9 protein-coding genes are annotated in these 16,793 nt (G+C 60.2%); all 9 read right to left on the bottom strand.

Translation table 11 applies throughout. The annotated features are described in order from the left end of the window. Positions 1-359 precede the first annotated feature (359 nt). The 9 genes from MUN80_RS14390 to MUN80_RS14350 all read right to left on the bottom strand — a co-directional run bounded on the left by MUN80_RS14390 (position 360) and on the right by MUN80_RS14350 (position 16,604). Positions 360-2,102 (bottom strand): family 43 glycosylhydrolase, encoded by a 1,743-nt coding sequence (locus MUN80_RS14390; protein WP_244714028.1) that lies wholly within the window; start codon positions 2,100-2,102, stop codon positions 360-362. 177 nt (positions 2,103-2,279) lie between these two features. Next, entirely contained in the window at positions 2,280-3,980 is a 1,701-nt protein-coding gene (locus MUN80_RS14385; protein ID WP_244714027.1) for a sodium:solute symporter family transporter, read from the bottom strand. Positions 3,981-4,153: 173 nt separating this feature from the next. Next, entirely contained in the window at positions 4,154-5,644 is a 1,491-nt protein-coding gene (gene araA, locus MUN80_RS14380; RefSeq protein ID WP_244714026.1) for an L-arabinose isomerase, read from the bottom strand. Positions 5,645-5,769: 125 nt separating this feature from the next. Beyond that, positions 5,770-6,471, bottom strand: a complete 702-nt coding sequence (locus MUN80_RS14375; RefSeq protein WP_244714025.1) for an L-ribulose-5-phosphate 4-epimerase — start codon at positions 6,469-6,471, stop codon at positions 5,770-5,772. 153 nt (positions 6,472-6,624) lie between these two features. After that, complete coding sequence (locus MUN80_RS14370; protein WP_244714024.1) at positions 6,625-8,322, bottom strand: ribulokinase; 1,698 nt, start codon at positions 8,320-8,322, stop codon at positions 6,625-6,627. 215 nt (positions 8,323-8,537) lie between these two features. Next, the gene (locus MUN80_RS14365) at positions 8,538-9,737 is read right to left on the bottom strand and encodes an aldose epimerase family protein (protein ID WP_244714022.1); all 1,200 of its coding nucleotides are present in this window, start codon (positions 9,735-9,737) and stop codon (positions 8,538-8,540) included. Between the two features lie 295 nt (positions 9,738-10,032). Next, entirely contained in the window at positions 10,033-11,715 is a 1,683-nt protein-coding gene (locus tag MUN80_RS14360; RefSeq protein ID WP_244714020.1) for a family 43 glycosylhydrolase, read from the bottom strand. A gap of 116 nt (positions 11,716-11,831) precedes the next feature. Further along, on the bottom strand, positions 11,832-13,376 hold the full coding sequence (locus MUN80_RS14355) for a RagB/SusD family nutrient uptake outer membrane protein (RefSeq protein ID WP_244714018.1): 1,545 nt from the start codon (positions 13,374-13,376) through the stop codon (positions 11,832-11,834). 60 nt (positions 13,377-13,436) lie between these two features. Then, positions 13,437-16,604, bottom strand: coding sequence for a SusC/RagA family TonB-linked outer membrane protein (locus MUN80_RS14350; RefSeq protein WP_244714017.1), 3,168 nt, complete (start codon positions 16,602-16,604; stop codon positions 13,437-13,439). Positions 16,605-16,793: the final 189 nt, after the last annotated feature.

The following is a 16,793-nucleotide window of genomic DNA, read 5'->3' as shown; positions in this document are numbered from 1 at the left end:
CCCGGTCCGCCTGACGGGCGAAGTCATTTGAGGAGGGGAAGTAGCTTCTGGCTTATGTTTCAGCAACTGAAATTTTAATAGCGCATAGCTGCTATAGGGTACTGCCAGCCACTTTTCCGCCTATATTTGGCCGGTAGCCGGCATCGAAGCTCATTCTACAGCCCCGGGCTCACAGGTAGTAAGCAAGGGCTAGCAGCGAAGAGTTTCGCAACACTGGCAAGTATATCTGGTGCCGACGGCAGCCGGGTGAAAAACTCAGCCGAAACGTTGCGGTTTTTGACGAGGTGTTGCGGAGTAAAGTGGAAGCAAAAATTCGAAAAGTCTCCGCAACGCTCCAGCTTCACTCCGCAACAAACTCATTACTGCAGTACCACTTTCTGGGTGAATGTACCTTGCCTACTGCTGATGCTTAGCAAATAAAGTCCCGTCCGCAACCCAGTTTCCACCGCTATTTCTGCGGCCCCGGCACTGCGGCGACTATATACCGTCCGGCCCTGGGTATCGGTCAGGGTAATGGTTACGGGCGTATTGCGGAGCTCCTCCCCTACGCTCACCACGAAACGGCCCAGCTCGGCCGGGTTAGGAAATACGGAAACGTTGCGGAGCGTGGGTGTTTGCGCCGCCAGCACGCCCCGGGCCGCCGTGGCCGGCGCAATACCCCATTTCTGGCAGTTGTTGGCCAGGTAGTCGTAGAGGGCTAGCTGCACGCCAGCGGTAGTCGAGCAGCCCGCCACTTCCACCACCCGGCCCCCGTTCACCGATGCCACCACGTAGTTGCCCGCGTTGGTCCGCTCGATTTTGAAGCGCTGCCCGGCAATGCCGCTATAAGCATAAAGTTGCAGCTTGGCGCCGTTGCTGGGGCTGTTGTTGACCACGTCGGCCGAGAGGCCCGCCCCTACCGCCGAGGTGATTTTATATTCGCCGTTGCCGTCGGGCGTCAGGTTCCACTGCTGGCAGGCCAGGCCGGCGCTGTAGGTGCCCTGGGCAATGGCCTGACCCGAGGCCCCGGTGCAGCCCCAGGCATCCCAGACCAGGTTGCTGTTCTGGTTGCGGAGCGTGTAACGGCCGGCGGCCAGCCAGTCGCGGGTAAGAAAGGGCCAGGCGGCGCCGTCCCAGCCCATGTTGCCCACGCTCAGCCGGGCCCGACCGTTCTGGTTGGAGTCGTAGTAGTGGTGGCTGAAGTAGTTGGCGCCGTTTTCCTGGAACAAGCCCACGTGCCCCGGCCCGACATAGTTGCCTTGGGTAGCCATGAGAGTCGTGCCGCCGTTGCGGTTCAGGTCCACCCCGTTTTTGTCGACGTAGGGGCCGGTGATGCTGGTGGAGCGGCCCACCTGAATATAGTAGGTACTGCTGGAGCCGTTGCAGCAGGCTCCCTTGTTGAGAAACAGGTAGTAGTAGCTGCCGTTGCGTACGATATAGGGCGCCTCGCTGCCGCTGTTGTTGCGGGTCACGCCGTCGGCGGCCACGTTGCCGGCCAGCCAGGTGAAGCTCGTGCCGGAACGTTTTCCGGTGGTGCCATCAAGCCGGATCAGGCCGATACCCTTGAAAAACGACCCGTAGCTCATCCACAGCCCGCCGTTGGCGTCCGTCACCACGGCTGGGTCAATGGCGTTGCAGGCGCTGCCCGCGCCGCTCGACACCACCTCACCCTGATCTACCCACTGGTAATTGGGGCTGGCTGGATCGAGCGTCACGTTGGTTACCAGCCCGATGGTCGACACGCTGGAGCCGAAGGTCGAGACGGAGTAGTAGAGGTAAAACCTGCCGTTGCGGTACACGCACTCCGGGGCCCAGAAGTCGCCGGTGAAGCCCGGCACCTTGGTCTTGATCCAGCTTGGATAAGCTCCGGCCGCAAACACCGGCCGCGGCCCCGACTCCCACTTCACCAAGTCGGTGGAATACATGCCGTAGATGCCGGTGCCGGTGGTGAAAATCCAGTATTTGCCGCCGTCCTTGACGATACTCGACGGGTCGTGGCAGTTGTCGTTGCCCTGCAACGCCCGCACGTTACGGCTCAGCCCAAGCAGGCCGACGAGCAGTAAGAGCAGCAGGCGCCGGGCCCGTAAACCAGGCCCAGCGACGGTAGTAAGCGTGTTTTTCATGATGGTGGGAATTGGTTGGAGGAAGAAAGAGCGAGGGTCGGAAGCCAAAACGGGGACGCGAATCCTGTTCACGTCCCCGTTTTGGTGGAATTAGCGGCAACTGCGGGAGTTGCAGGGCAGGCTGGTTTTCAGCAGCTCAGAAAGAACATGGTTGGGGCTTGACTGCGGCCCCAGCGGCTACCAGAACCGCACGTACAAAGCCGTGAGCAGCAGCATGGTCACCACGATGAGCGACATGGTCTGGGTACTAACGCGGAACATGGCGGAGTTGAGCTGAATAGCCCGGGCATTGACAACCGGCCCGGCCAGACTCACGCCGACCATCAGCACCATGGTAATGGCAAAGGACAGGCCCATGCAGATCAGGAAGGGAATTTCATACACGCCGGCGCTGTTGCGGAAAGCCGTGTAGAGCAGGGTTTCTGGCCCCAGCACCGCCGGGGCGTAGTTGTTGAAGAACACCGACAAAGCAAAGCCGGCCAGGATGCCCACGATGCCGGCCGTAGCCGTGGTGCGCTTCCAGAACATGCCCAGCAGGAAGATGGCCAGGATACCGGGCGAAATGAAGCCGGTGTACTTCTGAATAAATTGGAAGCCCCCTTCGCCCCCGATGCCGAGCAAATCTTTCCAGGTCATGGCCACGCTGAGCACCACGGCGGCCAGAATGGTGAGGCGGCCCACCCACACCTGCTTTTTCTCGGTGGCCTCGGGGTTGAGGTAGCGCTTGTAAATGTCGAGGGTAAAAATGGTCGAAATCGAGTTGACCTTGCCGGCCAACGAAGCCACAATGGCCGCCGTCAGGGCCGCCATGCTCAGTCCTTTTAAACCATTGGGCAGGAAAGTCAGGATGGCCGAATAGGCGTTGTCGGAGTTGAAGGCGCCGGTGCTCGCCATTTCGGCCTGCAATCCGCCATTTTTATACAGCACGTAGGCCGCAATGCCGGGCAGCATTACAATCACCGGCATCATGAGCTTGAGCAGACCGGCAAACAGGATACCAGTGCGGGCCGTGTGCAAATCGGCGCCCAGGGCCCGCTGGGTAATGTACTGGTTGCAGCCCCAGTAGTTCAGGTTCACAATCCACTGGCCGGCGAAGTACATGGCTATGCCGGGCAGAGCCAGGTACTTGTCGACTTCCACCTGCGGGGTGTTGGCCGTGGGCTTGTCGAAAATCATGTGGAAGTGATCCGGGGCTTTGTCCATCAAGGCATTGAAGCCCGCCAGCGCCCCGCCGCCCAGGCCGAACTGCTCACTGACCAGGGTCAGGGCAATGTAGGTTGTGACCAGGCCGCCGACCACCAGCACCACTACCTGCACCACGTCGGTGTAACCCACTACTTTCATCCCACCAATAGAAATCAGCAGGGAAAAGACGGCCAGCAGCACGATAATCAGGTGAAAAGTGTCGCCCCCAATCAGGTTGCTCAGCGCCAGGGCGCCCAGGTAAAGAATCGAGGTCAGGTTGACCAGCACGTACAAGAACAGCCAGAAAATGCTCATAATCAGGCTGAGCGTGGCATTGTAGCGCTGTTCCAGAAACTGGGGCATGGTGAAGATGTGGTTCTTCAAGTACACCGGCATAAAGAACACGGCCACGATGATAAGCACCACAGCCGCCACCCACTCGTAGGCCGCCACGGCCACGCCCACCTTGAAGCCCGAGCCCGACATGCCAATGAACTGCTCGGCCGAAATGTTGGAGGCAATCATCGAGGCCCCAATGGCCCACCAGGTCAGGGAGCCTTCGGCCAGAAAGTAGTCCTTGGTGCTTTGCTCGGCCTTTTGCTTGCTCTTGTAGATGTAGAAACCGTAGGCCGAAACCCCGATTAGGTACACAAAAAAGACCAGCAAATCGAGCGTAGTAAGGTTGTTACGCATGAAAATGAGCGGGGAATTTGGAAGAGTATGGGCACAAAAAAGAACGTCATGCTGAGCGCAGCCGAAGCATTTCTACCGCCATGGTATTCAGATGCCAGAGCAACGAAGCGGTAGAGATGCATCGACAGGCTCAGCATGACGTTCGGATTGGTTTAGCGCATCATAACCTGGGCTTAGCGCTGGCTGAAAGCCACGTCGTTGTAGCGGAGCTCGTTTTTGAAAGTGCGCAGCTTGGTCTCGTCGTCGATGATGAGGTACTCGATGCCGGCCATTTCGGCGAAGTCTTCCAAATACTCGGCCGTCAGGTTTTGGCTGTAGCCGGTGTGGTGAGCCCCGCCGGCCAGAATCCAGGCGGCCGCGCCCACGCTCAGGCTGGGCTTCACTTTCCAGAGCACCCGGGCCACGGGCAGCTTGGGCAAATCCTGCTCGGGTGCTACGGCTTCCACTTCGTTTACTACCAGGCGGAAACGGTGCCCAAGGTCTACGATGGTGGCATTCAGGGCCGGACCGGCGGGGCAGTTGAACACCAACCGAGCCGGGTCGGCCTTGCCCCCGATGCCCAGGGGGTGCACTTCCACTTTGGCTTTGCCCTCGGCAATAGTGGGGCAGATTTCCAGCATGTGGGAGCCCAGTACCTGCTCGTTGCCGGGCTGGAAGTGGTAGGTGTAGTCTTCCATAAAGGAGTTGCCGCCGGGCAGGCCCGCGCCCATCACCTTCATAGCCCGCACCAGAGCGGAGGTTTTCCAGTCGCCCTCGCCGCCAAAGCCGTAGCCTTCAGCCATTAGGCGCTGGGTGGCAATACCGGGCAGCTGGGCCATGCCGTGCAGATCCTCGAAGGTGTCGGTGAAACCGATGGCCTTGGTGTCTTGCAAAAACTGGCGCATCCCCGCTTCAATCCGAGCCGCCTCGCGCAGACTCTCGCGCTGCTCCCCGCCTTCCTTGAGCGAGTCGCCCAGCTCGTATTCTTGTTCGTAAGTGGCCAGCAGCTTGTTTACCTGCTCGTCGCTCACGGCGTTAATCACCGCTACCAAGTCGCCGATGCCATAGGTGTTGACCGAGTAGCCAAACTTCAATTCGGCTTCCACCTTGTCGCCCTCGGTTACGGCCACGTAGCGCATGTTGTCGCCGAAGCGCACGATGCGGGCACCTTGCCAGTCGGCCCAGGCGCAGGCGGCACGGCTCCAGATGCTCAGCCGCTCGTGCACATCGGCGCTTTGCCAGTGGCCTACCACCACCTTGCGCTTTAGCTTCAAGCGGGCCCCGATGAAGCCAAACTCCCGGTCGCCGTGGGCCGACTGGTTGGTGTTCATGAAGTCCATGTCGATATCCGACCACGGAATGTCGCGGTTGAACTGGGTATGCAGGTGGGCCAGGGGTTTCTGGAGAATCTTCAGGCCGTTGATCCACATTTTGGCCGGCGAGAAGGTGTGCATCCAGGCAATCAGGCCCACGCAATTGGCCGTCGTATTAGCTTCCTGTACCAGCTTGTAAATCTCGTCGGGGCCCGTCAGCACGGGCTTATAGACAATCTTAATCGGCAGGGCCGAGCCCAGGGCTTCGGCAATCTGCTGGGAGTGCTGGGCGACTTGCTCCAGGGTTTCGGGGCCGTAGAGGTGCTGGCTGCCGGTGATAAACCAGGCTTCGTAGGTGGAAATATCAATCATGGTATGCGGGGGTGAAAACCTTGGGTGGTTTAGAGTTATGCTAGGGGGTGCCCAGCTAGAATGCTAGAAGCCAGTTCCCCCTTGAAAGAGAGAGGGGAACTAACTCTAAAAAGCTTTTGAGCCTTCTAGCTTTGGCCGTAATAAGAATGCACGCCGTGCTTACGCTCGTAGTGTTTTTGAATCAGGGCCTGCTTGAGGCGGGGCACGTCGGGGCGCAGGGTGCAGCTGAGGTAGGCCATACGGGCTACTTCTTCGAGCACGGCGCTGTGGTAGACGGCTTTTTCCACGGTTTTGCCCCAGGTAAAGGGCGCGTGGTTGCTGAGTAGCACCATTTCCACCTCCGTGGGCGAAAGGCCGCGGCGTTGAAACTCGTTGATGATCTGCCAGCCGGTTTGGTGCTCGTAGTCGCCGGCTATCATCTGGTCGTCCATGGGCGGGGCGCAGGGAATATCGGCCGTGAGATGGTCGGCGTGGGTGGTGCCCAGAATCGGGATGTCGAGCTGAGCCTGGGCCCAGGCCGTGGCGTAGGTGCTGTGCGTGTGCACGATACCGCCGATATGGTCCCAGTGCGCGTAGAGCACAGCGTGGGTTTTGGTATCCGACGAAGGGCGCTTCTCGCCCTCCACTACCTTGCCCGCAAAGTCGACAATGACAATGTCCTCGGGCCGAAGCGTAGCGTAGGGCACCCCGCTGGGTTTAATGGCAAACACCCGGTTTTCCCGGTCGACCACGCTGGCATTGCCGAAGGTAAAAAGCACCAACCCGAGTTCGGGCAGCTGCATATTGGCCGCGTAGCAGGCCTGTTTAAGTTCTTGGTATTGACTCATAATACGAGTGTGAAGCCGTTTGAACGAGCTTACGTAGCCCTCGGCAAGGATCAGTCAGACAATCTGGGGGCTTGCCATCACCGAAACGGTGATTCCTAAGGCCTTTTTGGTCTTAGCGAGGCCGTTCATTTCGCTTTCGATACAGCGGCAAGACTAGACTAGGATACTGGTTTCGGCTGGCTCGCCCAGTGTGGCGTGCTCTACATACTGCCCGAAAGCCTGGTACTGCTCATAGCGGCGCTGGTAGTCGGCTACGCGGGCCGGGTTGGGCTGGTAGCTCTCCGCAAAGCCGTTGCCCATAGCCTTTTGCGCCGAAACCACGTCGGGATGAATACCGGCGGCGACGGCCGCGTACATGGCCGCACCCAGGGCCGGCGCCTGGTCCGATTCGGCTACTTTAATGGGGCGGTTGAGCACGTCAGCCAGAGTCTGCATCATAAAGGCCGACTTCTTGGCCACGCCGCCCAGCCCGATTACCTGCTTGATTGGAATGCCTTCCTGCTCGAAGCGCTCCACGATTTGCTTGGAGCCGTAGCAGATGGACTCGACCAGGGCCCGGAAAATGTGGGGGGCCGAGGTGCCCATCGTCAGGTTCATGATGGCGCCTTTCAGGGCCTGGTTGGCGTCGGGCGTGCGGCGGCCGTTCACCCAGTCCAGGGCCAGCACCTGTGACTCGTCGGGGTCGACGGCCGCGGCGGCCTTGTTGAGTTCCACCATCATGTTGTCGCTCATTTCCTGGCGCAGAGCCGCTTGTTGTTCGGCGCTCAGCACTTTGGAAGAAGCCAGCATGGTCTGCAAGGGCCACTCGATTACCTGCCGGAACCACGCCAGCAAATCACCCACCGCCGACTGCCCGGCTTCGAGGCCCAGCATACCGGGAATCACCGAGCCATCCACCTGCCCGCAGATACCGGGCACGAGCTTCTCCCCTACTTCGTCCATGGGCGCCACCACGATGTCGCAGGTGCTGGTGCCCATTACTTTTACCATCGAGTAGGCCTCGATTTCGCCGGCCACGGCCCCGGCATGAGCGTCGAAAGTACCCACGGCTACCACGGTTTTGGTGGTCAGGCCCAGGCGGGTGGCCCACTCCTCGGAAAGGTGGCCCGCTACTTCGTCGGCCGTAAACGTGTCCTGGTACAAATGGCCGCGCAACAGGGTCAGCTTGGGTTCGAGCTCCACGATGAAGTGCTCCATGGGCAGGCCGCCCCAGCTGTGGTGCCACATGGCCTTGTGACCGGCGGCGCAGCGGCTGCGCTTGAAGGTGTGCAAATCGGCGCCGGTGAGCAGCAGGGTCAGCCAGTCGCAGTGCTCCATCCAGGAGTAGGCGGCCTGGGCCACAGCTTCGTCCTGGCGGGTCACGTGCATGATCTTGGCCCAAAACCACTCCGAGGAATAGATGCCACCCTCGAACTTGGTGTAGTCGTCGCCGCCCCAGGAGCGGGCCTTCTGGTTAATTTCGGCCGCCTCGGCCAGGGCCGTGTGGTCTTTCCAGAGCACGAACATGGCGTTGGGGTTTTCGGCGAATTGGGGCAGCAACGCCAGGGCCACCCCCTGCTCATTCACCGGGCCGGGCGTCGAGCCGGTGGTATCCACGGCTAGGCCCACAATCTGCTCGGCGGGCACCTTGCTGGCCACTTGGCGGACGGTGGCTTCCAGACCTTCGATGTGGTCGAGGGGGTGTTGGCGAAACTGGTTTTTGGCCGCGTTGCAGTAGCGCTGCTCTTTCCAGCGGGCGTAGGGGTGCACGGCCTGGGCTACTTCGGCACCGGTGCGGGCATTCACCAGCAGGGCCCGCACGGAGTCGGTGCCGTAGTCGATGCCAATAACGTAAGAGTCGGAGGTTTGCATAGTAGGAGCGCCTTATTAGCGCCCGGCGTTAAATGGATGAAGTTTTAAGACGCGCCCTGTGCCCGCCAGGCCCTGAAATGAGGTAGATATTCTACCAATCCGCTCGTTTCTAGGTTGACTGATTTCGGACAAGTGTAGCCAACCCGAGCCTAAGGAAATCGAGCGCCGAGCCGATGGCCCGAACAAAACAAGGACCGGGCGAGTGTGCTGCGTCCTTACCGCCCAAAGGCGTAAACGGTGGTAGAGCGCAGCGTCTGGCCGGGCTGCAGGGTGGTGCTGGGAAATTTGGGCTGGTTGGGCGAGTCGGGGAAGTGCTGGGTTTCCATACAGAAGCCCGCGTGCTTGCCGTAGACCGTACCACCCTTCCCTTTCAGGCTGCCGTCGAGGAAGTTGCCGGTGTAGAACTGCAGGCCGGGCTCGGTGGTCGTGACCGTCATCGTGCGGCCCGTAGTGGGCTCAAGCACGGTAGCCGCCGCGTGCAGTCCGGCCGTTTCAGTAAGCACCCAGTTGTGGTCGTAGCCGCCGGGCACCTGGGCTATTCGCTCCCCAATGGTGTGGGCAGTGGTAAAGTCAAAGGGGGTGCCTTTCACCGGCCGCAGCTCCCCGGTCGGAATCAAACCTGCATCGACCACCGTGTACGTATTGGCCGGAATAGTAACCTGGTGGCCGAGCACGTCCTTGCTCCCACTCAGGTTGAAGTAGGCGTGGTTGGTCAGGTTGACGGGCGTGGCTTTATCGGTGGTGGCGGTATAATCAATCTTAAGCGCGTCGTTGTTGGTCAGGGTGTAGACCACTGTCACGTCTAGGTTGCCGGGGTAGCCTTCCTCCCCGTCCTTACTGCGGTAGGCGAGGGTAAGCGTCTGCCCCTCGGCCGATGAACCCGGCTTGGCCTGCCATATCACCTTGTCGAAGCCCTTGGTACCGCCATGTAGGGTGTTTTCGCCATTATTTTTGGCCAGGGTGTACTCTTTGCCATCGAGGGTGAACTGGCCTTTGGCAATGCGGTTGCCGTAGCGGCCAATCAGGGCCCCGAAGTAGGGGCCGGATTTCTGGTACTCCGGGCTCTGGTAGCCGCTTACGTTGTCGAAGCCCAGCACGATGTCGCCGAGCCGGCCGGCCTTGTCGGGCACGTGCAGACTGGTCACGATGCCGCCGTAGTTGGTGATGGTGGCCTTCAGGCCGTGGGCGTTGGTGAGCGTGTAGAGCTGGACTTCGGTGCCGTCCGTGGTCTTGCCGAAGGAAGCGGAAGTGGGAACAGCGGCCGTCGTCTGGTTTTGGGCCGGTTCGCTGGCGCTGGGCGAACTAGCACCCTGCTCCGGCGAGGATGTTTGGTTACAGGCTGCCAGGGCCAGCAAGCCGGTTACGGCAACCAGCCCCCCAAGCAGTCGGCCGGTAGTATTTTTAGTGTTAGTCATGAGCGGAAAGAAGGTGGGAATTCATAAAGGCAGCGACGGAATAGCAAGAGTCGAAGGCAGCCATAGTTGGCGGGTGGGGTCTTAACAATGGATTGTGCATGACTAAATACCAATCTGCATGCTCATTACCAGACGATTATACAATAAGCTAACTGCCATCCAACGCTGCAGTACAGCTGGCTCAGCCAGTTATTTGGTGCGTAAAGTAGATAAACTTTCGCATCTACACAATCGTTTGTGCACCACTAATTGTCTCCTCGTTTTTCCTTCTCCCATCAGGCCGCGTCCGAAGGCTTTAGTGCACCGTGATTTTTTGCGTGGTCATACGCCCGCCACGTTGCACGCGCACTAGGTACAGACCCACTGGCAACGACTTAGCAACCAGCATCTTCTGCTGCCGGGCGCCAAACTCACCCTGGTACAAAGTGCGCCCGGCCACATCCGATACACTGACGTAGGTAGCTCCAGCCCCAGCCGCAGCGTCAAGCTCGATGGTAAAGCCGGTCTGCGTGGCCGGAACCGGGTATATACTCACGCCTGGCAACTGCCCGCTCCCGGTCGTAGCCAGCGTGCCCCCCACTGCCGTCAGGCTCCAGTGCTGGCAGGCACAACCGTTGTAATCCCAGAGCCCGAGCTGCTGCCCGGCAGTGGTGGCCGCATTGGGCACTTCCACTACCCTATTACCATTGGCCGAGGCCAGAACTAGCGTGCCGTCGTTGGCCCGGTCGATGCGGAAGCGCTGGCAGGCGGCGCCACTGTAGGCCAACAGCTGCAGCTTGGCCCCGGCCGCGGCTGAGCAGCCCACCACATCGGCAGCCAGTCCGCCCAGGGCGTTGGTGATTTTGTACTCGCCGTTGCCCAGGGCCGTGAAGTCCCAGCGCTGGCAGTTTATTCCGGACGGGGTGCCCTGCGCAATCATCTGGCCTGCAGCACCGGTGCAGCCCCAGGCATCCCAGACCAAGTTGCTCAGTTGGTTCTTGATTTCGTAGCGGCCCGCCGCCACCCAGTCGCGGCTGATGATGGGCCAGCCCGTGGCGCTCCACGTCAGCTTGGCCAGGTTCAGCTTGGGCGCGCCATTGTCCTCGCCATCGTAGTAGTGGTGGGAAAAGTAGTTGACGCCGCCCTCGGTAAAGATGCCCGCGTGCCCGGCCCCAATGTAGCGGCCGCCGCTGCCCAGTACCAGCGTACCGCCGTTGCTGTTCAGGTCGTTACCGCTCTGGTCCAGAAACGGGCCGCTCACACTGGTAGAGCGACCCACCCGGACGGTATAGGTACTATTGATGCCGTTGCAGCAGCTGCCACGGTTGATAAACAGGTAGTAGTAGGTGCCCTGCTTCACCATGTAGGCCGCCTCCACGTCGCCATTGGCCAACGAATACGTGGTGGTTCCCAACGGCTTGCCGGTGGCCGCATTAAGCTGGGTGCTGCGAATACCGCCAAAAAAGGAGCCGTACAGCAGCCAGGCGTCGCCGTTAGAGTCCTGAAATACGGCCGGGTCAATGGCGTTGGCGGCGCTGGCCGCATTCGACGAAACGACTTCGCCCTGGTCTTCCCAGCGGTAATTGGGGCTCGTGGGGTCCAGGGTCACGTTGGTTGCCAGCCCAATGGCCGACACCTTGGAGCCAAACGTGGAGCAGGAGTAATAGAGGTAGTATTTGCCGTTGCGAAACACGCACTCGGGCGCCCAGAAAGTGCCCTGAAAACCCGGCACCTTGGTGTTTATCCAGCTCGGGTAGGCATTGTTGACAAACACCGCCCGCGGCCCCGGCGTCCAGTTGACCAAATCGGTGGAGTACATGCTGTAAATACCTTGCCCGGTGGCAAAAATCCAGTATTTGTCGCCTTCTTTGACGATAGTAGACGGGTCGTGGACGCCGGTAAAGCCTTGTAGCGCCTGCGCCTGGGGCCGGGCCAGCAGCATGAGTAGCATAATCAGCCAGGACAGGCCGCGGCGGGGTGGGAGTACGGTTGAAGTCATAACAAGTGGGAATTGGAGGGGAGAGTTAGGTTGTGTGCACACCGGGGACGAAGCCTATGGCCCCGAGCAAAACAGCCGCCCCAGGCAGATGCCGGAGCGGCTGTTAGGAGTTCCGCTTAGTAGCCCGTGTTCTGGCGCAGCGCCGGGTCAATGCCCAGGTCGCGGCGCGGAATAGGTAGCAGCTTTGAGATACCCGGGCGGAAGTTGGTAAAGTCCGGGTCCCGGCCCTTGAGCTCTTCAAGACCAGCCGGGTTGTCCATCAGGCCCCAGCGCAGAATATCAAACCAGCGCGTGCCTTCCCCGGCCAGCTCCCGGGCCCGCTCCAGCCGAATCAGTTGGCGCAGTTGCTCCTCCGAATAGGAGCCCGTTAGCGGGGCCAGATCCACGCGGGCCCGCACCTGGTTTACCAGGGTCAGAGCCGGACCAAACTGCTTGAGCTCGGTCTGGGCCTCGGCCTGCATCAGCAGCACGTCGGCGTAGCGAATCACGCGGTGGTTGATGCCCGAGGAGAAGTTCTCGTTGCGCTGCCCCGGGGCCGTGCGCGTCCGGTCGTTGAGGTACTTGCGCCAGTACTGCTGGTTGGGGTTCCAGCCCCACTCGGCGAAAGTTTGCCCGTAGAAACGGTCCGGGTTATCGACGTGGATAATGCTCACGTCGCGGCGGGGGTCAATCTGGTGCTTGGTTTTGCTGCCGGGCGCCAACGATACCGTCGAGTCGGTGTAGGCGTCGAGTAGCCAGCGGCGGGGCTGTACGTCGGCGTAGGTGGGGCCGGGAGGGCCGAAGAAGTTGGGCCGGTCGTGGGTTTCGGCCGAGGAGCCGTTGTCTTGCCCCTGCCCTACTTCCAGCACCGCGCCGGAGAACTGCACCTCAAACACCGATTCGCGGTTGTTTTCGTTGTTATCGGTGAAGTTGTCGACGTAGTTGGGCACCAGGCCGTACTGGCCCGAGGCCTGAATTTGCGCAAACAACGCCGAGGCCTCGGCCCACTTGCGCTGCTGCATGTATACTTTGGCCAGCAGGGCCTGGGCCGCGCCCTTGGTAGCCCGGCCCTTTTCAGCATCGTTGTAGGAAAGCGGCAAATCCGGAATGGCAGCCTGCAAATCCACAATCATCTGAGCCTCCAGTTGGGCCTGCCCCACCTGCGGAGCGCGGTAGTTCACGTCCACGGGCTCCTCCAGAATCAGGGGAATGTTACCGAAGAAGTAGGTCAGGTCGAAGTACGACAGGGCCCGCACAAACCGGGCTTCGGCCACCAGCTGCCGGCGCAGCTTCTCGTCCATCTGGATGCCCGGAATCCGGCCGATGGCCTGATTGGTCCGGTAGATGGTGCGGTAATAGTCGTTCCAGGCAAACGAGGAAATAAAGAAGTCGACGTTGGGCTGGATGAAGCGGGTAAAGTCGGCTAGCTCCACAAACGGGCTCTGGCTAAACGACTCGTCGGAGCGGTGGGCCATAAAGTGCCAGCTGCGGTAGTAGCAGGCAAACTGCTGCAGGCCTGAGTAGCAGGCGTAAATGCCCTTGGTAGCGTCTTCCTGGTTTTGCCAGAAGTTCTCCTTGGTCGGCGCGTTGGGGTTGGCTTGATCCAGCAGATCTTTGTCGCAGGCTGTGGTCATGAACAGACCACCCACGAGCAAGAGTGCAGCTATTTTATTGACTTTCATGGAAGTAGCGGGAATTGAGTGGAATCGGGGCCGCTGCGTAAGGCGCGGCCCCGCCGGACCTTAGAAGTTGAGCTGAATGCCGCCGGTGAAGCTGCGCACGTTGGGGTAGGCGCTGATGTCGACGCCCCGGCTGTAGAAGCCAGTGCCGGTGATTTCCGGGTCGAAGCCCGAGTAGTCGGTGATGGTGAACAGGTTGCGGGCCGTCACGTAGAGCCGCACGCCGCTCAGGCTGGGCACCTTGCTGGTCAGCTCCTTGGGGAAGGTATAACCCAGCTGCACGTTGCGCAGGCGCGTGTAGGCGCCGTCTTCGAGCCAGCGCGTGGTGTTGCGTTTGGAGTTCATGGAGGCCGCTACGGCCAGGTTGCCGGGGCCCCCACCCTGCAGCAGGCGCGGCGTGGTGGTCGAGGGATTTTCGGGCGTCCAGGGCTGCACGTCGGCGTTATAGTTGTTGGGGCCGACGTAGCCTTCCAAATCTACCCGGGCCTGGTTGAACACTTTGTTGCCGCTCGATGAGTTGAAGAACACCGACAGGTCGAAGCCCTTGTAAGCAGCATTCAGGTTCAAGCCCATTAGCAGATTCGGAATCGACTGGCCTGAGTACACGGCGTCGCTGTCGGTGATGGTGCCGTCGCCGTTGGTATCCTGGTAGCGCACGTCGCCGGCCGAGGCGTAGGGCTGAATCACGGTGCCCTGCGCGTTCTTGTAGTTGGCCACTTCGTCCTGCGACTGGAAAATACCGTCAAATGGAATCAGGTAAAACTCGCCCAGGGAGTGCCCCACTTCCGAGCGGGTCAGCAGCTCGGGGCCGTCCAGTACCTGGCCTTTCACGGGCAGCGAGGTTACCTCATTTTTCACCGTAGTCAAGGTAAAATCAGCACCGTAGGTGAAAGCCTTGCGGTTTTCGTGGTAGCCCAGGGCCAGCTCGAAGCCGCGGTTTTCGATAGTGCCCGCGTTCTGGTAAAGCGTGGTGCCGAAGTGGCCCAGGTAAGTCAGCACCTGTACTGGCGCCAGGGCGTTGCGGGTTTCCGAAACGTAGTAATCAGCCGCCAGCGTAATGCGGTTGTCCCACAAGCCCAGGTCCAGGCCGGCGTCTTTGGTGTAGCGTTCCTCCCACCGGATGTCGGGGCTGGGCAGGGCCAGCTGGGTAGCGCCGTTGACAATACTCTGGCCCGTGCCGATGACGTAGTTCACGTTCTGGCCCACGATAGGGGCCGTCAGGTAGCTGCCGCCGTAGGCGCCGTTTACGGCATCGTTGCCGTTGGCGCCGTAGCTGGCCCGCAGCTTCAGGTTATTCACTTGGGGCAAGGTGCCTTTGAAAAACTCTTCCTCGCTCAGGCGCCAGCCCAGGGACGCGGCCCCGAAGTTACCCCAGCGGTTTTCTGGCCGGAAGCGCGACGACCCGTCGCGGCGGCCACTGACCGACAGCAGGTAGCGGTTCTTGAAGTCGTAGGTGGCCTGGGCAAAGTAGGAGCGCTTCGTAAACTTATAGGAGGAGCCCTGGATGCCCCCTACTTTGGGGGCGGCGCTCAGCTCGAAAAAGTACTGGCCACCAGCCGGGGTGTAGCCCTGCCCGGTAGCCTGCACCCCGTGCTGGCGGAAGCTCTGCTCGGAGTAACCGGCCAGAGCATTGATGTTATGGTCGCCGAAGCGTTTGTTGAAGTTGAGCGTATTCTCGCCCAGCAAAAACAGGTCGTAGCCCAGAAACTCGTTCAGTGAGGACGTGGGAATCGTGGTATTCTGCCGCAGAATGCCGGTTTTCTGGGCATCAGCATTGCTGTAAGTGTGCCCGTCCAGGGCCACGTTCAGCCGGTAGGTCAGAAAGTCGAAAATCGAGTACTCGGCGCTGACGTTGCCCGCCAGACGGTTGTCCGACTGCGTGCGCCGCAGCAGTTGCTGGGCCCCAATCGGGTTGGTGGCAAACGTGTTCTGAATGGGGGAGCCCGTGCCGAAACCACCCTCGTTGGCCGAATTGTAAACCGGAATGCTGGGCAGCATGATAAGCACGTCCACGAAGGGCAGGCCATTGAGCAACGTCACATCCAGGTGAGTCAGCTGGGCATTTTCCTGAAATTTAAACCGTCCCCGGGTTAGGCCCGAGTTCAGGCGCAGGCTGTAGCGTTTAAAGTCCGGGCCTTTCACAATGCCTTCCTGGTGAAAGTACTCGCCCGAAATCAGGAAGTTGGTGGCCGACTTCTCCCCCGCCGAACCTCCCGAAAACGACAGGTTATAGTCTTCCAAGGTGCCGGTTTGGAAGAACTCCTTCTGCCAGTCGGTATCCACGTTGGGGTCGAAGGCTCCTCCGGGCCCTTTCACCGCCCCGGGCAAGCTGTTCTGCCCCGCATTCAGCGGGTCGATTTTAGCATTGGCATAGGCTTGCACGGCCCGGTCGGCCCACTCGCTGGCGTTGGTCAGGTTGTAGCGCTTGTACACCTGGTCGACCCCGCGGTAGCCGTTGAAGCTGATGGTGGGCACTCCGGCCCGGCCTTTCTTAGTGGTAATCTGGATAACCCCATTGGCCCCGCGCGAGCCGTACACGGCCGTCGAGGAAGCATCCTTGAGCACCGTCAGGCTCTCAATGTCGTTGGGGTTCAGGTCGCGGATGTTATCGGTCCAGAGTCCGTCGATAACGTAGAGCGGGCCGCTGCTGGCGTTGCCCAGGGTGCCGATACCGCGAATGTTGACGATGGGCGCATCACCCGGTCCGCCCGAGCCCGTCACCTGTACCCCCGAAACCCGCCCTTGCAAAGCCTGGGTAGCAGTGGCCACTGGAGCCTTGCTGGCTTCGCGCACGTCGAGGCTGCTCACCGAGCTGCTCACGTTCTGGCGGTCTTCGGTTAAGTAGCCCACCACTACCACTTCCGACAGGCTTTTTGCGTCGGGCGCCAATGCCACGTTCATCGTAGCTTGCCCATTGACGGGCACTTCCCGGGACGCGTAGCCCACAAATGAAAAGACCAATGTCCCGTTGTCGGGAGCCGTGAGGCTGAAGCGGCCCTCAGCATCGGTCTGCACTCCTACATTGGTACCTTTTACGATTACGTTTACGCCGGGCAGACCGGCGCCAGTTTCATCTACTACGCGGCCGGTAACGGGAATATCAGCTGGCGCAGCCACGGCAAGAACCTCGGAAGAAGCTACCACTGTTTCTGCCAGAGCAGACTGCAGGGGCAGGCAGCAGAGCAAAGCCGGAAGGGTAATCCGACCCATTTTGGGTACTGGCTTTTTCATAAAAAAAAGTTTGTGGGAATTGGAGAGTTTATAACACAATCGTTTGTGCATTATTTGGATTCACAATCGTTTGTGTAAAAAGGCAAAAAAAAGAGCGTGATACAAAAATGGCGTTTTCGAGGCCCTGGACGAGGTTTTTGCATAAATACCCCGAACGTTCCCAAGGCGACACCGGGTTTTGATGAGTAA

This window comes from Hymenobacter cellulosivorans, assembly GCF_022919135.1.
Taxonomy (GTDB): Bacteria; Bacteroidota; Bacteroidia; order Cytophagales; family Hymenobacteraceae; genus Hymenobacter; species Hymenobacter cellulosivorans.
Note: the sequence above shows the minus strand (reverse complement) of the source record. Positions and strands in the feature narration are given on the sequence as shown.